At 42.2% G+C, this 24,908-nt stretch carries 28 protein-coding genes; 12 read left to right on the top strand and 16 right to left on the bottom strand.

Annotated features, from left to right (window positions below):
• Window positions 1–16: 16 nt before the first annotated feature.
• Entirely contained in the window at window positions 17–724 is a 708-nt protein-coding gene (locus AC1TO9_RS02020; protein ID WP_482054816.1) for a YitT family protein, read from the bottom strand.
• 337 nt (window positions 725–1,061) lie between these two features.
• Window positions 1,062–1,430 carry a cupredoxin domain-containing protein gene (locus tag AC1TO9_RS02015; protein ID WP_482054815.1) on the bottom strand — a complete coding sequence of 123 codons (369 nt, stop codon included), beginning with the start codon at window positions 1,428–1,430 and terminating at the stop codon, window positions 1,062–1,064.
• A 163-nt stretch (window positions 1,431–1,593) separates the two neighbouring features.
• Between AC1TO9_RS02015 and AC1TO9_RS02010 the strand changes: the two genes are divergently transcribed.
• The 7 genes from AC1TO9_RS02010 to hmpA all read left to right on the top strand — a co-directional run bounded on the left by AC1TO9_RS02010 (window position 1,594) and on the right by hmpA (window position 6,893).
• Window positions 1,594–1,833 (top strand): DUF2249 domain-containing protein, encoded by a 240-nt coding sequence (locus AC1TO9_RS02010; protein WP_482054814.1) that lies wholly within the window; start codon window positions 1,594–1,596, stop codon window positions 1,831–1,833.
• Between the two features lie 6 nt (window positions 1,834–1,839).
• The gene (locus AC1TO9_RS02005) at window positions 1,840–2,172 is read left to right on the top strand and encodes a hypothetical protein (protein ID WP_482054813.1); all 333 of its coding nucleotides are present in this window, start codon (window positions 1,840–1,842) and stop codon (window positions 2,170–2,172) included.
• 140 nt (window positions 2,173–2,312) lie between these two features.
• Window positions 2,313–2,855, top strand: a complete 543-nt coding sequence (locus AC1TO9_RS02000) for a DUF2249 domain-containing protein (protein ID WP_482058222.1) — start codon at window positions 2,313–2,315, stop codon at window positions 2,853–2,855.
• Window positions 2,856–2,869: 14 nt separating this feature from the next.
• Window positions 2,870–4,114, top strand: a complete 1,245-nt coding sequence (locus AC1TO9_RS01995) for a hypothetical protein (protein ID WP_482058221.1) — start codon at window positions 2,870–2,872, stop codon at window positions 4,112–4,114.
• A 5-nt stretch (window positions 4,115–4,119) separates the two neighbouring features.
• Window positions 4,120–4,416, top strand: a complete 297-nt coding sequence (locus AC1TO9_RS01990; protein ID WP_482055244.1) for a metal-sulfur cluster assembly factor — start codon at window positions 4,120–4,122, stop codon at window positions 4,414–4,416.
• Between the two features lie 23 nt (window positions 4,417–4,439).
• Entirely contained in the window at window positions 4,440–5,420 is a 981-nt protein-coding gene (locus tag AC1TO9_RS01985; protein ID WP_482054810.1) for a multicopper oxidase domain-containing protein, read from the top strand.
• Window positions 5,421–5,687: 267 nt separating this feature from the next.
• Window positions 5,688–6,893 carry an NO-inducible flavohemoprotein gene (gene hmpA / locus AC1TO9_RS01980; protein ID WP_482058220.1) on the top strand — a complete coding sequence of 402 codons (1,206 nt, stop codon included), beginning with the start codon at window positions 5,688–5,690 and terminating at the stop codon, window positions 6,891–6,893.
• Window positions 6,894–7,003: 110 nt separating this feature from the next.
• Here hmpA and AC1TO9_RS01975 read toward each other — a convergent pair whose 3' ends face one another.
• Complete coding sequence (locus AC1TO9_RS01975) at window positions 7,004–7,501, bottom strand: Crp/Fnr family transcriptional regulator (RefSeq protein WP_482054808.1); 498 nt, start codon at window positions 7,499–7,501, stop codon at window positions 7,004–7,006.
• 170 nt (window positions 7,502–7,671) lie between these two features.
• Here AC1TO9_RS01975 and AC1TO9_RS01970 point away from each other — a divergent pair, with 170 nt between their 5' ends.
• Genes AC1TO9_RS01970 through AC1TO9_RS01955 form a run of 4 tightly spaced genes read left to right on the top strand, consistent with a single transcriptional unit; the run spans window position 7,672 to window position 10,149 of the window.
• Window positions 7,672–8,052, top strand: a complete 381-nt coding sequence (locus AC1TO9_RS01970) for a YhjD family protein (protein ID WP_482054807.1) — start codon at window positions 7,672–7,674, stop codon at window positions 8,050–8,052.
• Complete coding sequence (locus tag AC1TO9_RS01965) at window positions 8,042–9,310, top strand: DNA polymerase IV (protein WP_482058219.1); 1,269 nt, start codon at window positions 8,042–8,044, stop codon at window positions 9,308–9,310. The genes AC1TO9_RS01970 and AC1TO9_RS01965 overlap by 11 nt, the downstream gene beginning before the upstream one ends.
• Window positions 9,307–9,801 (top strand): YhjD family protein, encoded by a 495-nt coding sequence (locus tag AC1TO9_RS01960; protein ID WP_482058218.1) that lies wholly within the window; start codon window positions 9,307–9,309, stop codon window positions 9,799–9,801. The genes AC1TO9_RS01965 and AC1TO9_RS01960 overlap by 4 nt, the downstream gene beginning before the upstream one ends.
• Before the next feature lie 57 nt (window positions 9,802–9,858).
• Window positions 9,859–10,149 carry a hypothetical protein gene (locus tag AC1TO9_RS01955; protein WP_482054804.1) on the top strand — a complete coding sequence of 97 codons (291 nt, stop codon included), beginning with the start codon at window positions 9,859–9,861 and terminating at the stop codon, window positions 10,147–10,149.
• 34 nt (window positions 10,150–10,183) lie between these two features.
• On the opposite strand, the gene AC1TO9_RS01950 is transcribed toward AC1TO9_RS01955, so the two are convergent.
• From AC1TO9_RS01950 to AC1TO9_RS01925, 6 genes are all read right to left on the bottom strand, one after another.
• Window positions 10,184–11,623, bottom strand: coding sequence for a DUF6179 domain-containing protein (locus AC1TO9_RS01950; RefSeq protein ID WP_482054803.1), 1,440 nt, complete (start codon window positions 11,621–11,623; stop codon window positions 10,184–10,186).
• Complete coding sequence (locus tag AC1TO9_RS01945) at window positions 11,623–12,093, bottom strand: DUF6323 family protein (RefSeq protein WP_482054802.1); 471 nt, start codon at window positions 12,091–12,093, stop codon at window positions 11,623–11,625. Before AC1TO9_RS01945 ends, AC1TO9_RS01950 begins: the two co-directional genes overlap by 1 nt.
• Before the next feature lie 910 nt (window positions 12,094–13,003).
• On the bottom strand, window positions 13,004–13,291 hold the full coding sequence (locus AC1TO9_RS01940) for a stage VI sporulation protein F (RefSeq protein ID WP_482055243.1): 288 nt from the start codon (window positions 13,289–13,291) through the stop codon (window positions 13,004–13,006).
• A 63-nt stretch (window positions 13,292–13,354) separates the two neighbouring features.
• Window positions 13,355–15,406 (bottom strand): ATP-dependent DNA helicase RecG, encoded by a 2,052-nt coding sequence (gene recG, locus AC1TO9_RS01935; protein ID WP_482058396.1) that lies wholly within the window; start codon window positions 15,404–15,406, stop codon window positions 13,355–13,357.
• 21 nt (window positions 15,407–15,427) lie between these two features.
• Entirely contained in the window at window positions 15,428–16,285 is an 858-nt protein-coding gene (locus AC1TO9_RS01930; protein ID WP_482054801.1) for a DegV family protein, read from the bottom strand.
• A gap of 27 nt (window positions 16,286–16,312) precedes the next feature.
• Complete coding sequence (locus AC1TO9_RS01925) at window positions 16,313–18,088, bottom strand: DAK2 domain-containing protein (protein ID WP_482054800.1); 1,776 nt, start codon at window positions 18,086–18,088, stop codon at window positions 16,313–16,315.
• 252 nt (window positions 18,089–18,340) lie between these two features.
• On the opposite strand from AC1TO9_RS01925, the gene rpmB reads away from it, so the two are divergent.
• On the top strand, window positions 18,341–18,529 hold the full coding sequence (gene rpmB, locus AC1TO9_RS01920; protein ID WP_438351464.1) for a 50S ribosomal protein L28: 189 nt from the start codon (window positions 18,341–18,343) through the stop codon (window positions 18,527–18,529).
• A 128-nt stretch (window positions 18,530–18,657) separates the two neighbouring features.
• Here the strand turns inward: rpmB and spoVM are convergent, their stop codons facing one another.
• From spoVM to rlmN, 7 genes are all read right to left on the bottom strand, one after another.
• Window positions 18,658–18,738 carry a stage V sporulation protein SpoVM gene (gene spoVM, locus AC1TO9_RS01915; RefSeq protein WP_068659829.1) on the bottom strand — a complete coding sequence of 27 codons (81 nt, stop codon included), beginning with the start codon at window positions 18,736–18,738 and terminating at the stop codon, window positions 18,658–18,660.
• Between the two features lie 303 nt (window positions 18,739–19,041).
• Window positions 19,042–19,302: a hypothetical protein gene (locus AC1TO9_RS01910; RefSeq protein ID WP_482058217.1), complete on the bottom strand. Its 261-nt coding sequence runs from the start codon at window positions 19,300–19,302 to the stop codon at window positions 19,042–19,044.
• Window positions 19,303–19,306: 4 nt separating this feature from the next.
• Window positions 19,307–19,969 (bottom strand): ribulose-phosphate 3-epimerase, encoded by a 663-nt coding sequence (rpe, locus tag AC1TO9_RS01905; RefSeq protein WP_482054798.1) that lies wholly within the window; start codon window positions 19,967–19,969, stop codon window positions 19,307–19,309.
• A 5-nt stretch (window positions 19,970–19,974) separates the two neighbouring features.
• A complete protein-coding gene (rsgA, locus tag AC1TO9_RS01900; protein ID WP_482058216.1) occupies window positions 19,975–20,898 on the bottom strand; it encodes a ribosome small subunit-dependent GTPase A in 924 nt (307 codons plus the stop codon).
• Window positions 20,899–20,943: 45 nt separating this feature from the next.
• Window positions 20,944–23,046: a Stk1 family PASTA domain-containing Ser/Thr kinase gene (gene pknB / locus AC1TO9_RS01895; protein ID WP_482058215.1), complete on the bottom strand. Its 2,103-nt coding sequence runs from the start codon at window positions 23,044–23,046 to the stop codon at window positions 20,944–20,946.
• Window positions 23,043–23,819, bottom strand: coding sequence for a Stp1/IreP family PP2C-type Ser/Thr phosphatase (locus AC1TO9_RS01890; protein ID WP_482054795.1), 777 nt, complete (start codon window positions 23,817–23,819; stop codon window positions 23,043–23,045). Before AC1TO9_RS01890 ends, pknB begins: the two co-directional genes overlap by 4 nt.
• A 7-nt stretch (window positions 23,820–23,826) precedes the next feature.
• Entirely contained in the window at window positions 23,827–24,867 is a 1,041-nt protein-coding gene (gene rlmN, locus AC1TO9_RS01885; protein ID WP_482054794.1) for a dual-specificity RNA methyltransferase RlmN, read from the bottom strand.
• Window positions 24,868–24,908 lie beyond the last annotated feature (41 nt).

Raw genomic sequence — 24,908 nt, 5'->3', positions numbered from 1 at the left:
CCATCGTGTCTTACTATTAACGTGCATTATGCATAACAGGTACAGTCTTCGATTTTAGCGATTTAGGTAAAGTTCCCTTCGTCTTAGCTTTAAACAAGGAGCGTTTGGTTACTGGTTTCTTTCTACCGGAAGTCACAGTCAATGTAATCACTCTCCCCGCGATACTTACAGCGAGAATCGTATACAAAGTCTCTCTTAGCGGCATATAGAATAGAGAAAGCAATAAAACGATAGCATCAAATATAAAAAACACGGTGCCTAGCTTCAATCCAGTCCAACGACTAACAAGAAGTGATAATATATCATCCCCACCACTTGCCCCACCAAAACGTAGTACAAGACCTGTAGCAAATCCCGTCAATAAACCTGATAAGAGTGCAGCAACGAATAAACTATTCTGCAAATCAATAACGATGAATGAATAACGTTCAAACAAAGCATAGAAAATTGAAAAGGATGTTGTAGCGATTATCGTATTCACTAAAAATTTACGACCCTTAATGAATAACGCAAGCAGCAGCACAGGGATATCCAATGCGAGCATACTTAGTGCTGGTGGTAGGCCTAATACGTATTTACCCAATAATGCAAGACCAACAAATCCACCCTCGGTTAAATGATTCTGAAAATTAATGTGATAATAAGCAAAAGCCATTAAAAGTGTTCCTAATAACATTACAGCGACTTGCAACAACATAGAAATTGGTTGTTCTCTTTTCCTCATACAAGTTTCCCTCTTTATCGTAGATTGTGGTCATAAGTGAGACAACCTACTACAAGGAGAAAACTTTGAGGACTTTGTCCTTCGCATACTTAGCTTCCTTCTTTCGCAGAGGTTGTCATTAATACCCGACTTTGTCTCTACGAAGCAAGCTAAGTGTATGAGAGATCATAACGTTTCCAGACCGTCCTTTGGGGAATGTTCCTTCGGGGACACATGGTATCCTGATCCTTTCTCTTTTTGGATATGTTCTATACCATTATATCACCATTTCGAGCATTTCTGAACCTCTAATTTTAAAAAAATTCCTTTTTTCTCATTTTCTTGTCCATCAGAGTAGTTAATTTACAATTAATTTCCCAATCATTTTCTTATGCCCCGCACCACAGTGAGCAGCACATTTATATTCAAATTCTCCCTTTTCAGTGGCTACGAATGAAATGGAACGATTCGGACGAACTTCCTTCTTATATCCGTCTAATTTAAGCCCATGATAACCCTTTTTGTTTTTCAACGTTATTTTGACCGTATCCCCCTGCTTCACCTTTATTTCTGTCACATCAAATTCAAACGACGTCGCTTCAATAGTGAATTCCTTCGTATCTCCAGTTGCACTTGATTCTGAACTTTCCATTTCCTCTTTGCCACACGCAGCTAAGAACAATACACAAATGCTTATAAGAACAGTTAACTTTATCCACTTATTCATTAAGTATCCTCCTCATAATCATGACCTCTACATAGAGTGTTTCGTTATATTCCAATCGTAGATCAATCTCATTTTCACAATCGTGATTATAATCACAATGCTGACTTTCACATCTCTTATAATGAGGTTTGTAATGATAATAGTTCTCAGGAGGAATACAATAATGGATAATTTCACTTTCATTGTCAACGCTACCGAGTACCCACCTCAATTAAAACATAAGGTCATTTTCCAAACATTCAACCAACTTCAACCTTCAGAGGCGATGTTGTTAGTGAACGATCATGATCCGGTTCCACTTCGTTTCCAATTCGAATCTATGCATTCCGGTCGATTCACTTGGGAATACCTCGAACAAGGTCCCGATATGTTCCGTGTCAAAATCAGTAAACTAGAGGAGTGATACCGTATGGCTGAAGTTACAATTATAGATGAACAAACAATCAAAATTAGTGTCCGTTTAGAAGATGCGATCCTCATGGTAACAGAGGCGTCCAGAGATATTTCCCTGCATGCTTCTGATATTGTAACCATTTATGAGAAAATGCCTATTTTTGAATATACTTATTTCTGTTTCTACGCTTATGATAGTGCAGCCTTATTCGAATTTATGCTCGGCATCGATCCCAAACAATATAACTCATTCTCACTGGATGCACCGGATTCCTTCTTCTATGCATTGTACGGCGGGATGGCAGCTTTATACGACGTAGCTAAACAACTTCATCCAGTTGAAATTTAAGCTTACGCTTCTGGTGTGAGTTTTCACGAAGTTCATCCGGGGAGTAGTGCTACGAAAACTTTTAACTCATGCTTCCGGTGTGAGTTTTGCGAAGTTCATTCAGGAAGTGATGCTACAAAACTTTTAGGAGATGATGTGACATGGATCATACAGGACAGACGGTAGAGTTAGATGTTCGACCCTATCTACGTAAAAAGGTAGAGCCCTTTAAAGTTATCATGGATACGGTAAAAGCGTTAAATAAGGATGATATCTTCGTGCTGCACGCTACTTTTAAACCGACACCTCTCTTTGGTTTAATGAAAACCAAGGGGTACACTCATAAAGTTGAGAAGATAGAGTCCGATCACTGGATCATCACATTTATACACAAAAATAGCGGACATGAACTAGATGCCATAGAAGACTACCAAGATGTACAGCAATCTCATGATACGCCTGAATGCCCGGCCGATTCTCCCCCTTCTCAAATCTATGAGTTGGATAATCGCGGATTGGAGCCTCCACAGCCTATGATACGTACTTTGAAGAAACTCGAAGAGGCATCACCCGGGGATGAGGTTATCATTCACAACGATCGAGTCCCTGTGTTTCTTATCGAAGAACTTAATACGTTAGGGTATGACTATGACGTTGAAGAGCAACCTGACGGATCAGCAAGAATTCATATTTACAAAAAGTAAGGTGGTGTTTGCCCATGTTTCGCCTGCCGTTTCTGTTCATTATTACCGGTCTCATTAGCTTCGCGCTATTCCAGCTATTTTCCTTATTCGATTTCGCAACATGGCTAACCATGTTTAGCGAGGAGCCTAGGTACCCAACTGGATGGTTCCGTGTCCATCTACTCGTGTTAGGTTGGGCAACGATGATTGCGATGGGCGCTGTGTATCAACTCACCCCTGTCGTACTGCAAAACCACAGCTTATTCAGTAGAACACTCGGTTATGTTCATTATGGTTTTTTTGCAGTCGGAACGGCAGGATTACTCATTGGCTTTCAATCGATGCAGGTGATGTGGATCGCGGGATTCGCCACCGTTGCTTTCATTGGTATTCTGTTGTTCGCCATTAATATCGGTGTGACGCTCGTTCGCGCTAAGAAATGGAATACGATAACGATTAGCCTTGCCTGTTCTGTCACCTATCTCGTACTTACCGGAATATCAGGTATGCTCATGGGGTTAAACTTTTATTTCGATCAGTGGGGTGACTTCCACGAGCAATTACTTGGCGCTCATATCTGTTTTGCAGCGTTTGGCTGGTTCGGAATGCTCATTACAGGCTTCAGCTATAAAATGTTCCCTATGTTCTATCTATCTCATGAATATCCAGAGTGGTTGCAAAAAGTCGTGATTGCGCTATGGAATGCAGGCGTACTTGTCGGCGCTTTATCATTTCTGTTTAATGGACCTGCATGGTTGAAATGGTCAGGGTTACTATTAGTTGTACTCGCCATGATCGCTTATTCCATTCATCTATCTCAAATTGTTAAGCATCGACACAAACCTAATCCTGGCGTGGGTATGAAATGGACTCTTGCTCTAACACATTCTTTGACAGTGATTGGGATCTCCATCCTTATCCTCTCTCCTTTCATGCCAGACATAATGGTGCAATCCCGGATGGTCGTCATCCTTGGTTGGCTGTATTTATGGGGATGGGTCGGACTCACGCTTCTATCTTATTTATCCAAAATCGTTCCATTCCTATGGTGGACACATAAATACGGTCCTTTAATAGGCAAAAAGAAAATACCAACCATGTCCGATTTAATCAATGATCGTCATGTTCATATTGGATTAACCGTCATCGTCAGCTCATTATTTATACTTATGATAGGTCTGAGTTGGAATCAGCCGTGGGTCACATCCATCGGAGGAAGTATACTAGCTTTAAGTTCGCTCCTCTATATAAGTCTGATTGCCAGTGTATTTACGAAATAGGAGGGATTAAAGTGGAATTTATTAGAGAATGCCTCAAAGAGGTGTATGATCCGGAGCTTGGTGTCAACATCGTTGATCTTGGACTTATTTATGACCTTCAGTTCGTAGATGGAGTCGTGTCTGTCGTGATGACACTAACGACACCAGGCTGTCCGATGCACGATATGATCGTCGGTGGTGTGAAGAGGGCACTCGAAGTAGAGCCTGGGGTTCTATCTGTCGAAGTCGAGGTCGTATGGGAACCGGCTTGGTCGCCAAGTCTCATGTCCGATGAAGCGAAAGAAGACCTCGGATATATGTAATCTCAGATTGGAGGCTGTTTACAATGTTCAACTGGAAGTTGTATCTCATTGTTGTAATCGGATTTGCTATTATTATAACTGGCTTCTACGTCAATCCTGTACCTGTCCTTGAAGATGAAGACGAGTTTATTGTGGAAACAGTGAATCAGCCTCCAGTTGAGCCTGTTATCGTTCGCGAAGGCAATATCGTTCATATCGAAATGACTGCGCAAGTAACCGATGTGGAAATTTCTTCTGGTGTTTTCTATAATGCTTGGACATTCAATGGTACAGTACCCGGTCCTGTCCTTCGAGTGAAAGAAGGCGATACGCTTAACTTCACTCTGAATAATATCGACCCTACCATGCCACACTCCATGGACTTCCATGCTGTCCAGACTTCTCCTAGCACGAACTTCGTGGACATTATGCCACTTGAGCATGGTAGCTTTACTTACTCAGCTAATATGCCAGGTGTATTCATGTACCATTGTGGCACAGACCCGATGTTAGAACATATCGCCAATGGTATGTATGGTGTCATCATCGTTGAACCGAAAGATGGTTATCCGACGGATAATGAAGTCGATCGTGAGTATACTATTGTACAGAGTGAGTGGTATGCAGAACATGATTTCAATGCCTTTTTAGATGGTGCACCTGAGTATGTCGTATTTAACGGAGATGACTTTACCTTGAAGGAACATCCTTTACTGGCTAAGGTTGGGGATCGGGTTCGAATATATGTTAACAATGTCGGTCCCAATAAAGTATCCTCTTTCCACGTCGTCGGGGCCATTATGGATGTAGTGTATACGGACGGCAATCCGAAGAATATGTTATATGGTCTACAAACCGTCATGATCCCAGTTAGCGGCGGTGCCGTGGTAGAATTCGTCGTAAACGAAGTGGGGGATTACCCCATTGTAACCCATCAACTCAACGATGCTACCAAAGGAGCCATTGCCATTCTCCGAGTCACTTCCGACGGCTTGGATCCGGGAGAAACCCCGACGCCAAATTGAGATTGGTACACTGTAAGAAGTTGTTCAAAAGGTGACCTTTTGAAAACGCACTATAACCACTTTGTTCATAAAGAATATGGTGGTTTTTGTGTTTTATTGTGTTTTCAAGTCATTTTTCACATCTTTATCGTGATAAATGTCATTGCTAAATTCAGCTTGTTCACAATTTAGCAATTTTTCATGTGATGAAAAGCACACTTTCACCCCCGCCACTTCTATACGCTTTATAAGTAGCAAATATCTGATTGTAGGAAAGAGGTAATATATATGTTAGATCAACGTACCATTGAGATTATTAAATCAACCGTTCCTGTATTGCAGATTCATGGAACAACGATCACAACTGCCTTCTACGGCATGTTATTTGAGAACCATCCTGAACTATTAAATATATTCAATCATGCCAACCAACGCCAAGGCAAACAACAGACAGCCCTTGCCAATGCAGTATTAGCTGCGGCAGTAAATATTGATCAACTAGGAAATATTCTCCCCGTGGTGAAACAGATTGCAGAGAAGCACCGCGCATTGGGTGTATTACCTGAACATTATCCGATTGTCGGTGAAACCTTATTAGCTGCTATTGCCCAAGTTCTTGGTGATGCAGCAACTCCAGAAATTCTGAATGCTTGGGCTGAAGCCTATGGCGTAATTGCTGATGCATTCATCGGCGTTGAAGTAGAGAAGTATCGTGAAGCTGCGGAAGCACCAGGTGGCTGGAGCGGATTCAGAAACTTCGTTATCAGTCAGAAAATAAAAGAAAGTGAACTTATTACTTCGTTCTATCTCACCCCTCAGGATGGAGGTGCTATTTCCTCTTATTTGCCGGGACAATATATCACCTTGCGTGTTCAACCAGAAGGTGAGAAATACACTCACATTCGTCACTATAGTCTGTCAACTGCATCGGGACAACCTTATTATCGCATCACCGTCAAACGAGAAGACGAAGCAGATAACAAGCCTGCGGGAGTCGTATCTACTTACCTCCACGAGGAAGTTAATGTAGGTACAGTACTGGAAGTGAGTGCTCCAGCTGGAGACTTCACACTAGATCGCAGTACCGATATCCCGGTAGTCCTGATTAGCGGCGGTGTCGGACTCACTCCAATGGTGAGTATGCTTGAGACGTTAGCAGCTGAACAACCACAACGTGAAGTAACATATATTCACGCCGCTATCAATGGTAGACTGCATGCTATGAAAGGATTAATTGAGGAATTGGAGCAATGCCATCCCCATCTGAAATCCTATGTGTGCTACGAATCTCCAAATGAAGAGGATGTCTGCCATAAATCTGGTTATATTGATCTCCCTTGGCTTCAAGGGGTCGTAGATCAACAAGCTGATTTCTATTTCTGCGGACCTACTCCTTTCATGAGTGCTATATTTAAGGCGCTATTAGAATGGAAAGTGCCAGCGGAAAGAATTCATTTTGAATTCTTCGGGCCTGCGGGTAGCTTGACAGATTAATACAGAGAGTCCATTCCACAATTGCGGTTGACCTCATCAAATACGAGGGACTAATCCTTAAGTCAATATTGACCTAAGGATTAGTCCCTCGCTGTATTACTCATTATTCATTATTTCAATCGCAACAAACGATTGACCGTTTCTCTCCGAACTCCGATCAATTGTCCAATCTCCTCTTGTGTCAACAATTCCGTCACATCCACTCCATGAGAGAAATCATCCAACCATTCCGTGAGTAACTCCAAGCGCTCCGCCGGAGTACCAACGGTCAGATGATCCAGTCGCTGTTGCATAAACCGTAGCTTCGCCTGTAGTAATAGGGCTATCTCCATTGGCTTGTTAGGCTCCTCTTGCAATTGACGATACCATTCGTTAGCAGGTATAACTTCCACCTCACTACGCATCAATGCAATAGCTGTACCATGCATTTCTTTAGGCGTAATGAGTGAGTGATGCGGAACCGTTTCTCCCGAATATAAAATATTGAACAATACCATATTTCCATTCTCGTGCAGTCTAGTTACTTTAAATAGCCCGCTTTTAACATGGTATAGGTATTCCCCAGTATCTCCTTGACGGAATAAAATTTCCCCTTTATGTACAATCATTTCCGTTCCTCCATTATGTTATAGGCCTTCAAAGAAGCCTTGGCCAACCTCATTGAATCTATTATAACAGAAGATGATACCTTACTTCCAAGAAATACACTTGCATAACGAACCCATGTTCGGTATATAATACAATAAGAATATATGTTCTCATTGTGGTGGTGTGAAAGATGAGTATTAATCCAAGCTTAGAAACAGAAGAAGATATCCAAATTATTAAAGAGTATACCTTACTACCCATTCTACTGGATATGTTAGCAAGGGATATCGATCATTTAACGATCTATCAAGATAAGATCATATACCATTATGTTATTCATCATCTGAAAGAGGTCGAGCAATCCATATATCCTGTATTACAGATTCTTAAGAATAGGATGAAACAACGACAGATTATCATCTTGAGCACGGACATGAATACGCTCGGTATTGAGGTTGAGTATAAAGTACGTGGTTATATCCACCATTTCAATATGTTACGAGGTCTAATAAAGGCAGAAATATACACCATGCTTATGAGCATACGCGGAGGTGATTGGCATGAACGGTAAACGAGAACGGGTTATTTTCCTAGCAGATTGCCAGAGTTTCTACGCCAGCGTCGAAAAGGCGGACTACCCACAATACAAGAATAAACCTCTTGTTGTGGCTGGGGACCCGGCGCGTCGCTCAGGTATTATTCTAGCAGCCTGTCCTCTAGCTAAGAACTTCGGAGTGACTACAGCAGAAAGATTAGGCGAGGCCTTGAGCAAGTGCCCTGACCTCATTGTCATGCGCCCCAGAATGCAGCATTATATTGATGTTTCGCTTATGATCACACAAATTTACAAGGAGTATACCGACCTCGTCGAGATATTTTCCATAGATGAACAATTTCTGGACGTATCCGGAAGTCTACGTATGTACGGAGATCCTATCACGATGGCACAATCCATACAACAGAAGGTCATTAAACAGACAGGAGTGAAAGTACGGGTAGGCATCAGCTCTAATAAAATACTTTCCAAAATTGCCACAGACATTTGGGCCAAAAAGAATGAGAATGGCATATTCACCTTACCTAAGTCGGAAGTTGAATCCTTATTATGGCCGCAGCCTGTAAACAAAATGTTCGGAGTAGGCTCTAAGATGACGGCACACTTCTCACGTCTCGGAATGCATACGATTGGTGATATCGCTAGAACGCCCTTACCCCGATTAAAGGAACGATTTCGAGCGCGTTTCGGCAAACAAAGCGATATTCAGGCCGAGGTGATGTGGAGAACGGCTAACGGTTGGGATGACTCCCCTGTTACACCGGGCACTTTTAACACAGCACCTAAATCAGTCGGTCATATGATCACATTGCCTAAAGATTATGTTGATGAAGATCAGATCAATACGATACTTCTGGAGCTCACAGAAGAGGTATGCCGCGATTGTCGTCGCAAGGGATATATGGGTTCCGTCATTTCCGTGAGTTGCATGTGCAGTCCTTACGAGGATCCTACGAGTTTCTCTCGGCAAATGAAGATGCCTGACCCAACCAATAACACGAACATCGTGTACGAAGCGGCCAAAGCACTCTTTTACCGTTACTGGAATACACTTCCTGTGCGTCGCATTGGTCTGACTCTCAGTAACTTTGCATCTGATCAAGAATATCAATTGACACTGTTTGATGATCAGATCAAGTCCCGGGCTTTAGATAAAGTCACTGATACGATCAAAGAACGTTATGGTAGCATGGCTATCGTAAGAGCTTCTTCTATCACCACTTCGGGCCAGGCATTAGAAAGATCACAAAAAATTGGAGGCCATTATAAATGAGTAAAAAACTAGAGGGCAATGGCTTATGGGAGTCCAGTCGAATGATGCTCCCCCAGCATAGAGAACAATCGTTATCCATGTCCATACACAATAGCGGCTCGCCTCAATCGAAAGAACCCCCAACAAGACAGGAGTTCGAAATGATGCGGGAATATGTCCTTCTTCCAGTCATGCTCCATATTGTTGAAAAGAAGATCCTAGAAGTGGAAATGTCACCTCAAATGCTCAAGTTACTCTATTCCACAGCTGCGAAAGTACTGGCTAACCATATACGAGAGGACATGCAGAAATCCAAAAAGCTTCTTCACGAGAGAAATATTCGCGTATTCGAAGATACGAAGAATGATGCCGAACTCACGTATCTCTATACTTGCCGCGGCTGTGAGGATCAATTCACGATGACAAGAGACTTTATGCGGGCTGAGATCAGCGTGAGGATTGGGAGATATGTGGGAAGCTTGGCTGTGGATATGAAACTGGAGCTAGTATGAAGTAGTGGACACAAGATGGAGGACTGCTAAAATAATAATGAAAAGTTGTGTCCAGCTATGGGAGCTAAGCAAGGAAGATATAGTGATGAGTTCAAAACCATGATCGTTGAACTCCATCGTAAAGGGAAAACAGCTTGGAGAGGAAAACGAGATCCTAAAAAAAGCTATGACCATATTCGCCAAATGATAAGTAATCGTGAGGTTACGAATGTGGTCGTATCCCAGTCTGACAAACATAGCAAAAGAAAATTGTGTAAGATGCTAGGAATTGGGCGTAACAGCTACTATTACTGTACTCAAAAGCGTCCTAATGGTCGATATTATCATCACTCAATTCGTTCGGATTAGGCTAGTACATTGATCGTCCTCCCTAGATTGTTTTTCAATAGAACTTGATTTCTTCATAATCGATCATATCGATAAGATTCTCAATAGACTTGATCTGGTCTGGACTCAACCCCTGCATAAATTCAATGTAGTGTGTCTTCCATTCATCTTCGCTTCCGTCGTGGTCTGACACTATGATTTGAAAATCGAGGAAATCGCTCCGCAGTTCCTCGTAAAAAACAATCTTGGACAAGATCGCCAGCTCAATGTCCCCGAACAGGGCAAAAAGCGCACCATATTCGTCTCCGTAAAGGCTGTCAGATTCAAAAACATCCAAATAATCGTGAAGTGAATACAGTCGGGATTTGATAAGCTGAGCCTTGTCCTCTTTCTTATCAGTTTCCATAACTTCAGCTAGCAATTTCCGCAGTTCAATATCCCTCATACGATCTTCGGGATTCAAAGAAATTTCAACAGACTTTATTCTTTCTTCCTGCCGGATAATAATAACGGCATGAAGGCTACGGGATTTTGCCGCATTAACGATCCGCTGCACCAATTCAGTCTTGCATTGATCCATGTAATCTCTCATTTGAAGATCACTTATATTCAAATCATTCTGAAGACGCTCTATCGCTTCACCGACGATAAAATCAACTTTATCAGGAGTCGCCTGAGTCAATGCCCGCTCCAACTGCTCGAATTGATAAGACGAAATCTTGACTTGACCTACTTCCCCACCTGACAAAATCGAAAAAACCGCATTTTTTAACATCAATTCATAAATATTGAACAATTCGATTCTGTAATCAAACCTACATGCCTTTCCAAAGTTCACCAAAGTATCGAGAAGATCTTCGTGACTGAACAACTGACAAAATTTTGTTTCAATGTGAAGACGCTCTAAATATTGTCTAATATAAATGACGCCCTGAAGTCGCATATCATCAATCGCGAGAGGATAATCAATGCTGGCCATCGTATTATGAGCATCAAAGATAATTCCATATTTTTTCATAAAAATAGGCAGGGATTCGTCAATGGTCATGTTGTAGGCATCTATAGGAACATCCAGCTTATTTTTTTTAACTTCATTATAAAGCTGTTTCGTTTCTTCAAAGCATGCATTTACAAACTGAACCCCTTTTTCATAGATATATTGAATATCATCCATTTTTAGCTGAATCAGCGCCTTCTCGGGTGTCTCCACGCTCTGAAAATAAACATCCACTGCATATAACATTGAGGTGAAGATACTTTCCGCTGTTTCCGAAGTAACCGATGAACTCTCTCCTTGTGTATAGCGCTTGATTAGGTTTTGCAAGACGAGCATCAGCTTATTTTGCATTCCGTAAACTTCCTGACTGTTCAACACCCCAGTACGAAGCCCTTCATTCATAAGAGATACCGTATACTGGTGTCGTTTGAGATTCTTTCTTTTAATGTTTCCTTGGGCAACCAGTGATTGAAAATCATCGTAGTCCGCTGTTCCCACTAGTCATCATCCCTTTCAAGTAAAGCCTCGTTCTGCTGTATCTCTCTTCGGAAGACCTCTGCATACTCTTCCAGCTTACTTTTCAGTAAATCTAGAGAACCTCCACAATCTTCGTCAAAGAGTTCCCTCATCTTTTCGATCAACTTGTAGTCACTGATTTTGTCCTCAGTTTCGTTTTTGAGATAGTAAAAAATCTCGTGCAACTCATTCAATATATAGGCATAATCATCTTCATGGGTGTAAGGGGACGCGGAAAAAACCTCAATTAAATCCTTGGTCACTTCAATACTCAGTTCCACGCGTCCATAGTTGTGAAGTACCTGATTTCTGGAAAGAATCATTTGCCTCACTTCTTCAGGAGACAACACCAGCCCATACTCTTTGGTCTTCTCATTCAGCTCAAGGATCTGGACCACAGCCTGTTCCTGCATCGAAGTATTCAAGGAGTTGAATATACGTGATAAAAACATAGGAGTTCCTCCCTCTCTCAACTTGTGCTATTTACCAGGGAAAAAGATGTTATCCTCAACATCCACCTCCCCCTTAAATAATTTCAACAATTCCGATAAACAACACTTGACTTCCAATATTTTATGTGGTATGATTATTAGTTGAGTGTATACTTTATAATTCAGATTCAATGATATATATTAATCCTTTTTTTGTCAAATAGATTTTGTTTTTTTCTGATATTGAAATTTAAAGCGGCCTTGCATATGCAAGAGCCGCTTTTTTATGCATCTACATAGAACTTGCAATATAAAATCTTCTTTCAGAGACGATCTAACGAATAGCCATATACATAGACTCAGCTTCCTCACTTCCCTCTTGCGCGGCCTTTTTTGACGATGCGGCAGGATTCTCTTCATGTTACGACCTGGTATGTTGCTCGCTTTGTCTGCGACAAAGACTTTTGTCGATACGCTTCTACGTACAGATTTCGCCATACGTAGGTATCCTAGCTACGAAGGTGGCTTGGCCTCTTCTTCGGTTGGACTTTCACCAACTAGATAATGCGTGCCTCTGGGCACGCTATACTAAAAAAGCCATCTTTTGCACAAGTAAATTGCACAAAAGATGACTCTGAACGAAATATAGTACTTGCAAAAAAAATGAATAAAGTTCGAAGTAGCGAAGAGGACGGAATTGGCCTGAAGAAGCGGTAGCGTTCGCCTACAAGCTTTCCTACGGAAAGCTACTTCGAAAGCATATGCTTTGCCCTCTGATTTCAACCGCTATATGCGGTATACAATCAGGAAATCGGAGGGCAATAGCGATCGTAAGGACAATCCGTTATCGTAGCGGCATCCTACACACAAGTTTGCTAACTTATAGAACCCCCGGGGCATCCCCCCGAGGGCTCTCCAACCTAAGTATGAACTACCGAAACATACCCCACAGCTTAATCAGATGGAAGGTATTGTTAGGATCAATACGCTGACCTAACACAAAACGGACGAATTTCTCTTCTTCTGCAGAAGTGAATTTCTCATTTAGCACTTTGGCTGTCGACCTAACCAAGCGCTGTACCTTGGGAGCATTTTGCAAGTCCTGTTTCGTGACACCGTCAACGAGGCCCTTGATACGCTCTTTGGTCGCTGGATTTTTCATTTTAAGTTTAATCCGCTCTACTAACTGCGGGCTGATTCCATACTGCTGATAACTCAACATCGGCACCTCCCGTCAAATACAATCTTCCTCAGTATATGACGCGAGAGTTGTCCAATGTGCCTAGTCAATCAAGTTTTCTTGAAAAATCTGCTCCTGTTGTAGATAATGCCGAAGTGGTTCATACGATATGGATGTCCAGAAGGTAGGCTCTGCAATCAGTTCTGAGACATCATCACGCGCTTGTTCTAACACTGCAAAGTCAGCCACCATGTCCGCCAATCGGAATTCAGGTAGACCACTCTGCTTCGTCCCGAAGAAATCTCCGGGCCCACGTAGTTCGAGGTCTCGACGTGATACCTCGAATCCATCATCTGTCTCCGTCATGACCCTCATCCGCTCTTGCCCAACCTCAGACTTCGGATCAGCAATCAACACACAATAAGAAGCATGTTGTCCTCGCCCGACACGCCCTCTTAGCTGGTGCAACTGCGACAGTCCGAATCGATCTGCATCCATAATGATCATGAGTGTAGCATTAGGAACGTCTACCCCTACTTCCACCACTGTAGTCGATACGAGTAGCTGCACTTCATTCCGGTTAAAAGCTTGCATCGCCTCTTCCTTCTCAGCTGGTGTCATTCGACCATGTAATAATCCCACACGATAGGTCGGAAAGGCTTGTTGCATCTGAATATGCAGATCAATCACATTTTGCACGTCTAGCTTCTCCGATTCCTCAATCAACGGGCAGATGAGATAAGCCTGCCTACCTTGATCTACTTCTTTGGAAATGAATCCAAGCACACGCTCCATCATACTATGTTTCACCCAGTACGTAGAGATCGGTATACGGCCCTTAGGACGCTCCGTGAGTGTAGAGACATCCATATCACCAAAAGCCGTTATAGCGAGCGTACGAGGTATCGGTGTCGCTGTCATCGTCAATACATCAGGATTGTAACCTTTACGGCGAAGCACACTTCGCTGATTGACTCCGAAGCGATGTTGCTCGTCCGTAACGACTAGTCCAAGATTGCGGAAGAATACCTCTTCTTGAATCAGAGCATGTGTACCGACAACGACGTCGATCATCCCCATCTGCAATGATGCCAGTAGATCCTTACGCTTACGTCCCGTCACACTACCTGTGAGTAAACCGACCGAGATGCCCAAAGGTTCAAACAAACGTACCAATGATCGCAAATGTTGTTCTGCTAATATCTCCGTAGGCACCATCAGCGCACCTTGAAATCCCGAGCGTACCGTTGCATAAAGAGCGATGGCCGCGACAATCGTTTTTCCAGATCCAACATCCCCTTGAAGCAATCGATTCATACAGTAAGACGCCCGCATATCGCGCAAAATTTCCAGTTCTACTTTCTTCTGGGCATCCGTCAGTTCAAAAGGAAGGCTTCTTACAAATTCACGGATCACGGAATTCTCTACGGTATGTATTACGCCATCCATACGTCCTCTACTCAAAGATCGGAACGCTTGCATTTTCAATTGAAATAGAAATAACTCTTCATACACCATCCGTTGTCTACCCCGTTGTCCTTCCTCGGTATCCTCTGGTTTATGAATGATAGTAATAGCTTTCTTACGCGATAAAAATTCATATTTCTTCAACAAGTCCTGCGGTAGTATTTCTGGGATCATCTCCCCATACTGCGTCAGTGCTTGTCCTATCGTCTTACGAATCCATGCCTGCGTAATCTTAGCTCCTACAGAATAGACAGGCTGCAGGGTACCTCCACGCTTTATACCTTGATCTGGGAACTCCGAATCAGACACCGTAAGTTGCATACGCCGTTGTTCCCACTTGCCATTCAGAATAATTTCACGACCTACTGTCAATTGATCACGGAGAAATTGGCGATTAAACCATGTCGCTGTAAACATCCACTCTTCCGCCATCATTTTACAACTCAGACGTGATTTAGTCCCATAGCGTTGCAACACAGGAACGCCAACAACTTTTGCCTGAATCGTAATCTTATCCCCACTCTTAACCTCACTCAAAGAACGAAGCCGATAATCCTCATAACGATAGGGATAATACTCCAGTAAATCTTTGACCGTAAAGATGCCAAAGGCGTGAAGCTCTCCTTCTTTAGGAGCACTCACGCCACGTACCTGTTTGACTGATATCTGATCCAGTGAAATGTTCATATTCATAATCTATACCTCAATTCAAGCAGGCCATATAAATACAGCAATAGTCCCTCTACCAACATGACTTCCTACGACAGGACCCACATTAGTTAATACGACTTCTTCCAGTTTGAAATGACCAGAAAGTTCTGCTAAGAAAGACTCGGCAGAAGCAGGATTTGCCGTATGACCCACCGCCACATTTATTTTTTCAATATTGCCAAGGTCCTGTTGGAATAACTCAATCATACGTGCAACAGCCTTATTACGACCTCTTACCTTCTCGACCGCGTATATAATACCTTCTGGATCAATAGAGAGAATCGGCTTAATATTAAGTAACGTACCGAATAATGCCGCTGCTTTGCCAATTCTTCCACCTTTTTGCAAATACTCTAATGTATCTACTAAGAAATAAAGTTTCCGTTCCTTACGCAATTGTTCAACAGCCACCACAATATCCTCTGCTGCCATACCTTCGCTAGCAAGACGCGCCGCATGTACAACAAGCAAGCCAAAACCATAAGAAGCTGAAAGAGAATCAACAACCGTAAGATCAAGATTCTCCTCCATCATCGATTTGGCAATGAGTGCTGATTGATATGTGCCGCTTAAACCCGAGGAAATATGAATGGATAGAATCGACGCGCCAGGATGCTCTTGTTGAATTTGCTCGTACACTACAACATAATCCGCAGGGGATGGCTGAGATGTAGTCGGTAGCACTGTAGCCTTATCCAACCGATCATAAAATTCCTTTGCCGAGATCTCAACACCATCCAGCAACGATTCCTCGCCAAACTGTAACCGCAACGGAATAACACGAATGCCATGCTTCTTCGCTAACTCTTCTGGAATATCAGCCGTACTGTCCGTAACTATAACGGTATGAGCCAAGGTAATCTCCCCTTACATGATCATTATTTAGGATTCAACTGCAAACAGATAATAATAAATCGGTTGTCCACCGTCATGAATCTCTATCTCTGCTTTTGGATACTGTTCTTGTAACCAAGCCTCAAGTTGGGCTGTCATCTCTGCGTCGGCCTCTTCACCTGCTAAGACAGTTACAATCTCATCTTGATTCACCAGCATTTGAGCTAGCAAACTCTGACAAGTTCCCAGTAAATCTTCATTAGCCGCTACAATATTGGAATTCTGAATACCAATATATTGTCCCGCCTTAATCTCAAGCTCATCAATAACGGTATCCCTAATCGCATGAGTTACCTGACCTGACTTCACATGTGCAATGGCTGCCAACATATTCTCAGTATTGTTAACTTCATTCTCTTCTTCCGCAAAAGCAAAAGCAGCAGCCATTCCTTGAGGAATACTCTTACTTGGGATAACCGTTACACTGCGTTCCCCCTCAAGCAATTCCCGCGCCTGCTGAGCTGCAAGTATAATGTTCGAGTTATTAGGTAGTAAATAAATATGTTGAGCAGAAATAGAGGAAATGGCGTTTACGAAGTCTTCCGTACTCGGATTCATCGTCTGTCCCCCAAAGAGAACAGCGTCAACACCTAAGCTTGTGAATATTTCCGTAATACCTTGTCCGGAAGAGACGGCAATGAAACCATAAGGAGCCATTTCATCGGCAGGAGGTTCTGCTGTCGCTTGTGCCGTAATTCCAACACTCATCGGAATATCAGCGAACAATTCTGGCATAGGTGAACTATCTATCCCTGTAGAGAGTAGATCACGATGTTGTTCACGCATATTCAGAATATGAATTTGCGTAATTTCACCATATTTCAAAGCTAGATCCAGAACTTCACCTGGAGATTTAGAATGTACATGAACTTTGATAATCTCATCATCAGCAATAACGATGATTGAATCCCCATTGACTGACAACGACTTTCGAAATTGTTCTTCGTCGAACAAGCTAACATGAGCCTCTCCTATTTGACGATTAATGAAGAATTCCATATCATATAGGAACTCAATATCTTCAGTCACTAAGTTCGACTGAGCACTCATAGGAACTTGAGAGACAACCTTAGTTACCTGAAGTGGTGGTTGATTTGCCTTAGAAGCTGTTCCCGAAGAATATTGCTCTCCTGAACTTAGCCCAATTCCACCCTTTAAATGCTGTAGAAATCCTTCATAAATATACACAAGTCCTTGTCCACCCGAATCTACTACTCCTACCTGTTTAAGTATAGGTAGTAATTCTGGCGTATGAGCTAACGCTTCTTTAGCCTTTATAAGTACTTGTTCCATCAATTCTACAATGTCGCTACTCCGTCTAGAGACGTATAACGCATGCTTAGCAGCTTCCTTAGCTACCGTGAGAATTGTGCCTTCGACAGGCTTAACTACAGCCTTGTAAGCTGTATCTACCCCAAGCTGCAGCGCCGCAGCAAATTGCTGTGTGTTCAATTCTTCATTATTAGCTACGTAACGTCCAAACCCACGAAATAATTGCGATAGAATAACACCAGAGTTGCCTCGTGCTCCCATTAGAAGACCTTTAGACAATACACCGGCATTATGTCCAATAGATTCATTATTATTTCTCTTTAATTCAGTAACACCTGCTGTCATCGTTAAATTCATGTTTGTTCCCGTATCTCCATCAGGTACCGGAAATACGTTAAGAGCATTCACATGTTCTGCATGCTGTTGTAGTTGTTCCGCGCCAAGTATAACCATCGCGGTGAAATCTGTTCCATTCAAAGAACGCTTACTCAAGTGAAAATTCCCCTTCCTAGCTCGTTACACCAAGAACTAGCCTCGTTATTTATATTTCATAATACTACATTTACTATCAAAGAATCAGCTTATATTCCTACTTATTTTATATTAGTATAAGCTATACAACATTGTACTATAAGAATGAAAAGAAATAAATGTTTTTGCCGATGGTTGACTAAGCATTTTTTGCTGTGATACTATATATAAGTATTGTTTATGTAAGTGTATTGGAACAAGGAGGTGTAATCTATGTCTCGCAAATGTTATATAACAGGTAAAAAACCAGGCACTGGTAACCATGTATCTCACGCCAACAACCGCAATCGTCGGACTTGGGGCGTTAACGTTCAGAAAGTTCGTATTTTGGTGGATGGTAAGGTAAAACGTGTTTATGTTAGCACTCGTGCACTGAAATCAGGTAAAGTCGCTCGCGTATAATATCTACAACAGCATATAAGCAAAAAGCACCTTCTTTTCAGTAGGTGCTTTTTTGGCATCTCTGACCGGGTATTCTGAGCCTCGGTCAGAGTTTTTTTCGTAGACTACACACATAAGTACAAATGGTGTCAATTTTTATTAAATGTGTTAAGAATGGCTTTGACGAATCCCCCCAAGAACCTCGGTAACTTGAATGTGTAAAATTTCATGTCTCATCCTCCCCATCATTCTCATGCCTTTCCATATGAATCCAGTGAGCCTTCACTATGACTGGCAACCAAGCAGAAACGGGTATGCCATCCTTTTCCAAGGAGTTTACGCTTCCGATGCTAGCGATACTCCGTATCGCTTTGAGCTCCCCGTCTCTGCCGAAATATAAGAAATAGAGTATCGAGTGAAACGTATACTTTCTTATATTTAAAAAAGGCTACATGAAAATTCTGCTCATGTAACCATGTTTATGCGAAGACAGCATGCCCTATGACTTTTCAGAGGTTGTTCAAAACCCATAATTATAGAGGTGTAAATCCGCTTTGATAATATTGATAAACCGACACCATAAATATAAATAAGACAAAATAGAGTATCGCAAAAATAACGTAGCCAATTCTCAAGCCTCTCCGCTCAAAATGACGGAAGTAGTATATCGTTATAACTAACGCAATAAGTGATGTCAGCGCATTAAAAGGAGACTTGAGTAGTGCAAATGAACCTAGCATCAGTCCCGCACCCATACTAGCCAATGTAAGCCAGCAGGCTTCTTTGAAAGTCATACCCTTACACCCCTTCTATACTTCCTCTAATCTGAGAAATCGCTAGTGCTCTATCCTTATGTCCAAAGACGGCGTTACCAGCTACCAATACATCTGCACCTGCTTGAACTACTAATGGTGCAGTCTCCACTGTAACGCCACCATCCACCTCGATATGAACATCCAGCAATGAAGCTTCATTTAGAGCTTGACGCACTTCACGAATTTTTTGAAGAGTCCGTGGAATGAATGACTGCCCTCCAAAACCAGGGTTCACTGTCATAACTAATACTAGATCAAGATCTGGTAATACTTCCTTCAAGACCGAAGCAGGAGTTCCTGGATTGATCGCAACCCCAGCTTGTACGCCCATTTCCTTAATCATATGTACAACCCGATGTAGATGTGTACATGCCTCCGCATGCACAGTAATGACCTTAGCGCCAGCCTTAACGAATTCGGCCACATAGCGCTCTGGTTGCTCAATCATAAGATGCACATCAAGAGGAAGCGTTGTATAGTGCTGGATAGCATTAACAATAGGCGGACCAAGCGTAATATTAGGGACGAAATGACCGTCCATCACATCAACATGAATCCAGTCTGCCCCGCCTGCTTCTGCTTCGGCAATCTCCATTCCTAATTTAGCAAAATCAGCTGACAATATAGACGGTGCAATTTTGATCATTTCTATCAATACCTCCGCTTTTTATCTTTCATTTCTGCATAGAAGTGCACATAATTATCATAGCGAATCTGTGCAATTTCACCTTTATTTACAGCTTCAGTCACCTTGCAACCTGGCTCATGCAAATGACTACAGCCACGGAACTTACACTGATCTGCAAAAGGTTTAAACTCTCTAAAGCATGAAGATAAATCTCCCACTTCCATCTCCAAGAAATCCAACTGACTAAATCCAGGCGTATCTGCAACAAATGCTCCATTATCCAATTCAATCAATTCCACATGACGGGTCGTATGTTTACCTCGACCAAGCTTCATGCTAATCTCATTCGTCTCCAATGCAAGACCAGGCATTAAGGCGTTGAGAAGAGAAGATTTACCCACTCCTGATTGTCCAGAGAAGACAGATATATGTCCCGCAAGCCGCTCACGCAACTGCTCTTGTCCCATCCCTGAACGCGAACTCGTTAGGATGACCTCGTAACCAATTTGTTCATAGAGTTCCTGCACAAAATGAATGGGGTCTTTCTCATCCAACTTATCATTCTCTAGCAAATCCTGCTTCGTCAGGCAAATTAATGCATCCAGACCAGAATGCTCAATATGCACTAGGAACTTGTCTAATAGCGGTAGATTCAAGTCTGGTTCACGCAATGAGAACACCAGAACTGCAAACTGCACATTGGCTACTGGCGGGCGAATTAACTGAGAGTGTCGTTGCTTAACTTCGGTTACGGTACCCTCATCATGATCAGACAATGTATATACGACATGATCTCCTACTAAGGGGGAAATCCCCCTTTCTCGGAATACTCCACGCGCTCTACATTGGATCGCCCGCTGCCCTTCTGTCGTTACCGCTCTGCCGTTAACGATTGGCTTAACGTAATAATATCCACTCAGCGCTTTTACGATTACACCATCTGGCATACTAGAATGGCCTCACTTTCCACATAACTACGGATGATTGTTCGATCATTCACTATCAATCACTTCTCCAGAATCCACATTAGGATCTGGAACATTTCCTAGATCAGGTATAACTTCTGGATCAACTTCACTTGTAGGATGTACTGGATCAGTCTGAGGAACATATACCTCTGGTACTGAGCCATTCTTAGCATCGCCATAAGAGATCGTATACGTGTCGAAGAACACGCCATCCCGGTAGAGAATTACAACGGCATCTTTATTAGGTGCAAGAACTAAATCAACTGGGAACACTTGTGTAGATTTAACAGTCTTTGTACCCCAATCTTTTTTCTCTCCGTCATCATTCCGCGCATCAGAATATTCAATTCTAATCTTCGTATTCTTACCTTCCTCCACGGGTGCTACTGGCAAATTAAACGTATAATTCAACGCTTCAGGAGGATATCCGGTGCTAACAAATATTTTCACCTCTTCACCAACAAATACAGAGGCTCCAGCATCTTGAGGCCACTGTTTCGTAACCTTACCTTCCTCAATCTTAAAGCTGGTTTCTTCCTCGACTTCCAATAGCTTCAAGCCTAACCTCTTAACTTCGCTTTCGGCTTTACTTCGCGTCATATTTACTAAATCTGGCATATCAAACGTTTCTTTGCCCTTGCTGACTGTTAATATAACTTCAACCGTTTCCGCATTGAATTTAGTATCGGCTTCAGGTTCTTGTCCAATGACCGTACCAGGGGGCTCATCACTATATGCAGAATCCTCTGATATGTTATCCTTGTTCACCTTCATAACGATCAATACATCGGAAGCCTCTTTAAAAGTCTTCTTCTTTAAATCAGGCATAACCTCAGGTGGCTTAGCTGTGCCCACGAACAGTCTAATAACAGATCCTGCCTTAACCACTGTACCTTCTTTCTTACTCTGGTCATATACTTCTCCTTCTTCATAACCCTCTTTATAAGTACGAACGATCGGATCCTCAATCTCAATCCCAAGTTCAGTCAAATCAGATATAGCAATGTCTTCTTGTAAGTTAATGACGTTGGGAATAGTTACTTCTGGAACGACCAGTTTATTATTCACATACCAGATAACGCCAGCCATACTTACTAATATGAACAAAGTCAAGGTGATCCATAGTGTAGGCTTCACCCACCTTTTATTGCGTTTATCCTCTATTGTGTTGTTGTTGTCGTCATCCTCATCAAACAGTTTATTTGCTCTGCTATACGATGCTTCTCTATTCATAGATTTAATCGCCGGCATAGCTCGTGTCTGATCCACATCAGCGTCTGCGAACTGAAGCTTAGGTTCATTCCGACGTTCAGATAACAGACAAGTATCAAGATCCTTAAGCATCTCTTTCGCAGAATGATAGCGCTCACTCGGATTTTTACGCATCGATTTCAGAATAATATTTTCCACACTTTGTGGTATAAGTGGATTTACACCTTTCGGATCATCAAATTCTTCTTGTAAATGTTTCAACGCCACACTAATTGGACTTTCACCCAAGAAGGGCAAAGTTGCTGTCAACATTTGATATAATACAATTCCTAGAGAATATAAGTCCGACTTCTCTCCAGTCAGCACACCCTTAGCATGTTCAGGAGAGAAATAATGAACGGATCCAAGAACAGACCCTGTCTGGGTAATCGTTGTTGACGTTACCGCACGAGCAATTCCAAAGTCAGTTACTTTCACGCGCCCATTCCGACCAATAAGAATATTATGTGGCTTAATATCTCTGTGAATAATTTGATTCTGATGAGCATGATCAAGTGCATCACAGATTTGTGCAGCAATCCGAATGGACTCTTCCACTTGTAACGGAGCTCGTTCCTTAATAATTTCATTCAAATTAAATCCTTCAATATATTCCATAACGATATAATGAATTTCATCTTCCTGTCCCACATCGTATATACTTACCACATTCGGGTGTGACAGAGAAGCAGCAGATTGTGCCTCCCGACGGAAACGTCGAATAAACTCTTCATCATCCACAAACTGTTGGCGCAATACTTTAATGGCAACGTTGCGGCCCAATAGAATATCATGGGCTTTATATACGAGTGCCATGCCACCTCCGCCGATTCGCTCTATAATTTCATACCGACCGCCCAATTCGTGTCCGATCATGAATCCCACTCCTTTATGCTTGACACTACGACTTCATCTTGAAGTTCAAACAGGGCGATAGTAATATTATCATCGCCTCCTGCGAGAAGCGCTAGTTGCAATAGACGATCTGCACGTTCTTCTAGTGATACTTCCTGCATTCCTGCAATTTGGCCCAGTTCATTGCAATTCACCATATTACTAAGACCATCGCTACATAGAAGTAGTACTTCTTGCTGAGCAATTGTCACTTGATCGAATTCCGCAGTCACTTCGATATCTGTTCCCAATGCCTTAGTAAGAACATTCCGCCGTGGATGGGTTTCTAATTCAGACTGCGTGATCTGCCCATTTTTGTACAATTCATTAACGAGTGTATGATCTTCCGTCAGCTGTACAGCCTTACCCTCAGACACTTTATAGGCACGACTATCTCCTATATGTCCAATCCAACCTGATTGTCCATCTATCAACAATGCAACGATAGTAGTTCCCATATTGTGATACTGTTCATTATTGGCAGCTTCACGATAAATGACATCATTTGCATGAAGAATAGCATCGCTGAGAGCTGCTTGTAGACCTTCAGACGACATTCCTTTCTCAAGTGCAGATAAATCCGCTAATACCGTTTCTACAGCAAGCTCGCTTGCTTTCTCTCCAGCCTGATGCCCGCCCATTCCATCAGCAAGGACCCCAAGTGTATAACCAACATCTGTTCGACACACACTCACAGCATCTTCATTTACCGAGCGAACGTTTCCGATATGGCTAACATGAACGTACTTGATCACAATTATCTCACCTCAGCTCCATATGCTTGGCCCGTAGCTGTCCACAGGCGGCCGCGATATCGTGGCCCTGTTCACGGCGAATCGTTACATTCACTCCGTTATCTGCAAGAATCTTTTGAAATTGAAAAATATCACTACGTGATGTGCGTACATATTTACGCTCAGGCACATGGTTGACTGGAATTAGATTGACATGACACAGCATATCTTTAATGACATCCGCTAGTTCTTGAGCATGTTCAGGCTGATCATTAACGCCCCCTATTAAGGCATACTCGAATGAAATTCTGCGACCCGTCTTCGCTAAATAATACCTCAAAGACTCCATGACGTCAGCAAAAGGAAAACGGCGATTAACTGGCATTAGCTTAGAGCGCAGCTTATCGTTCGGTGCATGGATGGAAATCGCCAGATTAATCTGTGTGTTCTCATCAGCAAATTTGTAGATATTAGGAACAATTCCACTAGTGGATACCGTAATATGACGCTGACCAATATTCAAACCTTTCTCATGAATCATGATTCTTAAAAATTTCATCGAAGCATCATAGTTTTCAAAAGGTTCGCCTGTGCCCATAATAACGATACTGCTGACACGTTCATTTCTAGTATCCAATATTTTTTGAGCTTGGACAACCTGTGCAACAATTTCACCAGCTGTTAAATCCCGCTTCAATCCACCTAATGTAGACGCGCAGAAAGTACAGCCCACTCGACAACCTACTTGGGTCGTCACACAAACGCTATTCCCATAATTATGTTTCATAATAACAGTCTCAATGGCATGATCATCATGTAGTCCAAATAAGAATTTAACCGTTCCATCTTTCGATTCGAACTTTGTAATCTCACTCAAAGTTACAAATTGGAATTGATCCTCCAACTTTTGGCGTAACTCTTTAGATAAGTTACTCATTTCTTCAAAATTATTCACTCTTTTAACATATACCCAATCAAAAATTTGGCCACCACGAAAAGCTGGTTCGCCGTTCTCTTTAGCCCATTCTTGTAGTTCTTCTAGGCTGTAATCATATATAAATGGTTTCATTCTTTTCCCACCCGCTTGTTTTATTCATATGCATATCATTT

The organism is Paenibacillus sp. Y916 (genome assembly GCF_056786435.1).
Note: the sequence above shows the minus strand (reverse complement) of the source record. Positions and strands in the feature narration are given on the sequence as shown.

What these genes read in the sequence shown, in the direction of transcription:
- AC1TO9_RS01975 (WP_482054808.1), bottom strand. Translation starts at nt 7,501, where the DNA reads ATGATTGTACATAAAGGGGAAATTTTATTCCGTCAAGGAGATACTGGG.
- AC1TO9_RS02005 (WP_482054813.1), top strand. Translation starts at nt 1,840, where the DNA reads ATGGCTGAAGTTACAATTATAGATGAACAAACAATCAAAATTAGTGTC.
- pknB (WP_482058215.1), bottom strand. Translation starts at nt 23,046, where the DNA reads ATGATCGGACACGAATTGGGCGGTCGGTATGAAATTATAGAGCGAATC.
- rpmB (WP_438351464.1), top strand. Translation starts at nt 18,341, where the DNA reads ATGTCTCGCAAATGTTATATAACAGGTAAAAAACCAGGCACTGGTAAC.
- AC1TO9_RS01945 (WP_482054802.1), bottom strand. Translation starts at nt 12,093, where the DNA reads ATGTTTTTATCACGTATATTCAACTCCTTGAATACTTCGATGCAGGAA.
- rpe (WP_482054798.1), bottom strand. Translation starts at nt 19,969, where the DNA reads ATGATCAAAATTGCACCGTCTATATTGTCAGCTGATTTTGCTAAATTA.
- AC1TO9_RS02010 (WP_482054814.1), top strand. Translation starts at nt 1,594, where the DNA reads ATGGATAATTTCACTTTCATTGTCAACGCTACCGAGTACCCACCTCAA.
- AC1TO9_RS01985 (WP_482054810.1), top strand. Translation starts at nt 4,440, where the DNA reads ATGTTCAACTGGAAGTTGTATCTCATTGTTGTAATCGGATTTGCTATT.
- rlmN (WP_482054794.1), bottom strand. Translation starts at nt 24,867, where the DNA reads ATGAAACCATTTATATATGATTACAGCCTAGAAGAACTACAAGAATGG.
- rsgA (WP_482058216.1), bottom strand. Translation starts at nt 20,898, where the DNA reads ATGCCAGATGGTGTAATCGTAAAAGCGCTGAGTGGATATTATTACGTT.
- AC1TO9_RS01965 (WP_482058219.1), top strand. Translation starts at nt 8,042, where the DNA reads ATGAACGGTAAACGAGAACGGGTTATTTTCCTAGCAGATTGCCAGAGT.
- AC1TO9_RS01970 (WP_482054807.1), top strand. Translation starts at nt 7,672, where the DNA reads ATGAGTATTAATCCAAGCTTAGAAACAGAAGAAGATATCCAAATTATT.
- AC1TO9_RS01955 (WP_482054804.1), top strand. Translation starts at nt 9,859, where the DNA reads ATGGGAGCTAAGCAAGGAAGATATAGTGATGAGTTCAAAACCATGATC.
- hmpA (WP_482058220.1), top strand. Translation starts at nt 5,688, where the DNA reads ATGTTAGATCAACGTACCATTGAGATTATTAAATCAACCGTTCCTGTA.
- AC1TO9_RS01995 (WP_482058221.1), top strand. Translation starts at nt 2,870, where the DNA reads ATGTTTCGCCTGCCGTTTCTGTTCATTATTACCGGTCTCATTAGCTTC.
- AC1TO9_RS01960 (WP_482058218.1), top strand. Translation starts at nt 9,307, where the DNA reads ATGAGTAAAAAACTAGAGGGCAATGGCTTATGGGAGTCCAGTCGAATG.
- AC1TO9_RS02000 (WP_482058222.1), top strand. Translation starts at nt 2,313, where the DNA reads ATGGATCATACAGGACAGACGGTAGAGTTAGATGTTCGACCCTATCTA.
- AC1TO9_RS02020 (WP_482054816.1), bottom strand. Translation starts at nt 724, where the DNA reads ATGAGGAAAAGAGAACAACCAATTTCTATGTTGTTGCAAGTCGCTGTA.
- AC1TO9_RS01910 (WP_482058217.1), bottom strand. Translation starts at nt 19,302, where the DNA reads ATGACTTTCAAAGAAGCCTGCTGGCTTACATTGGCTAGTATGGGTGCG.
- AC1TO9_RS02015 (WP_482054815.1), bottom strand. Translation starts at nt 1,430, where the DNA reads ATGAATAAGTGGATAAAGTTAACTGTTCTTATAAGCATTTGTGTATTG.
- recG (WP_482058396.1), bottom strand. Translation starts at nt 15,406, where the DNA reads ATGAACATTTCACTGGATCAGATATCAGTCAAACAGGTACGTGGCGTG.
- spoVM (WP_068659829.1), bottom strand. Translation starts at nt 18,738, where the DNA reads ATGAAATTTTACACATTCAAGTTACCGAGGTTCTTGGGGGGATTCGTC.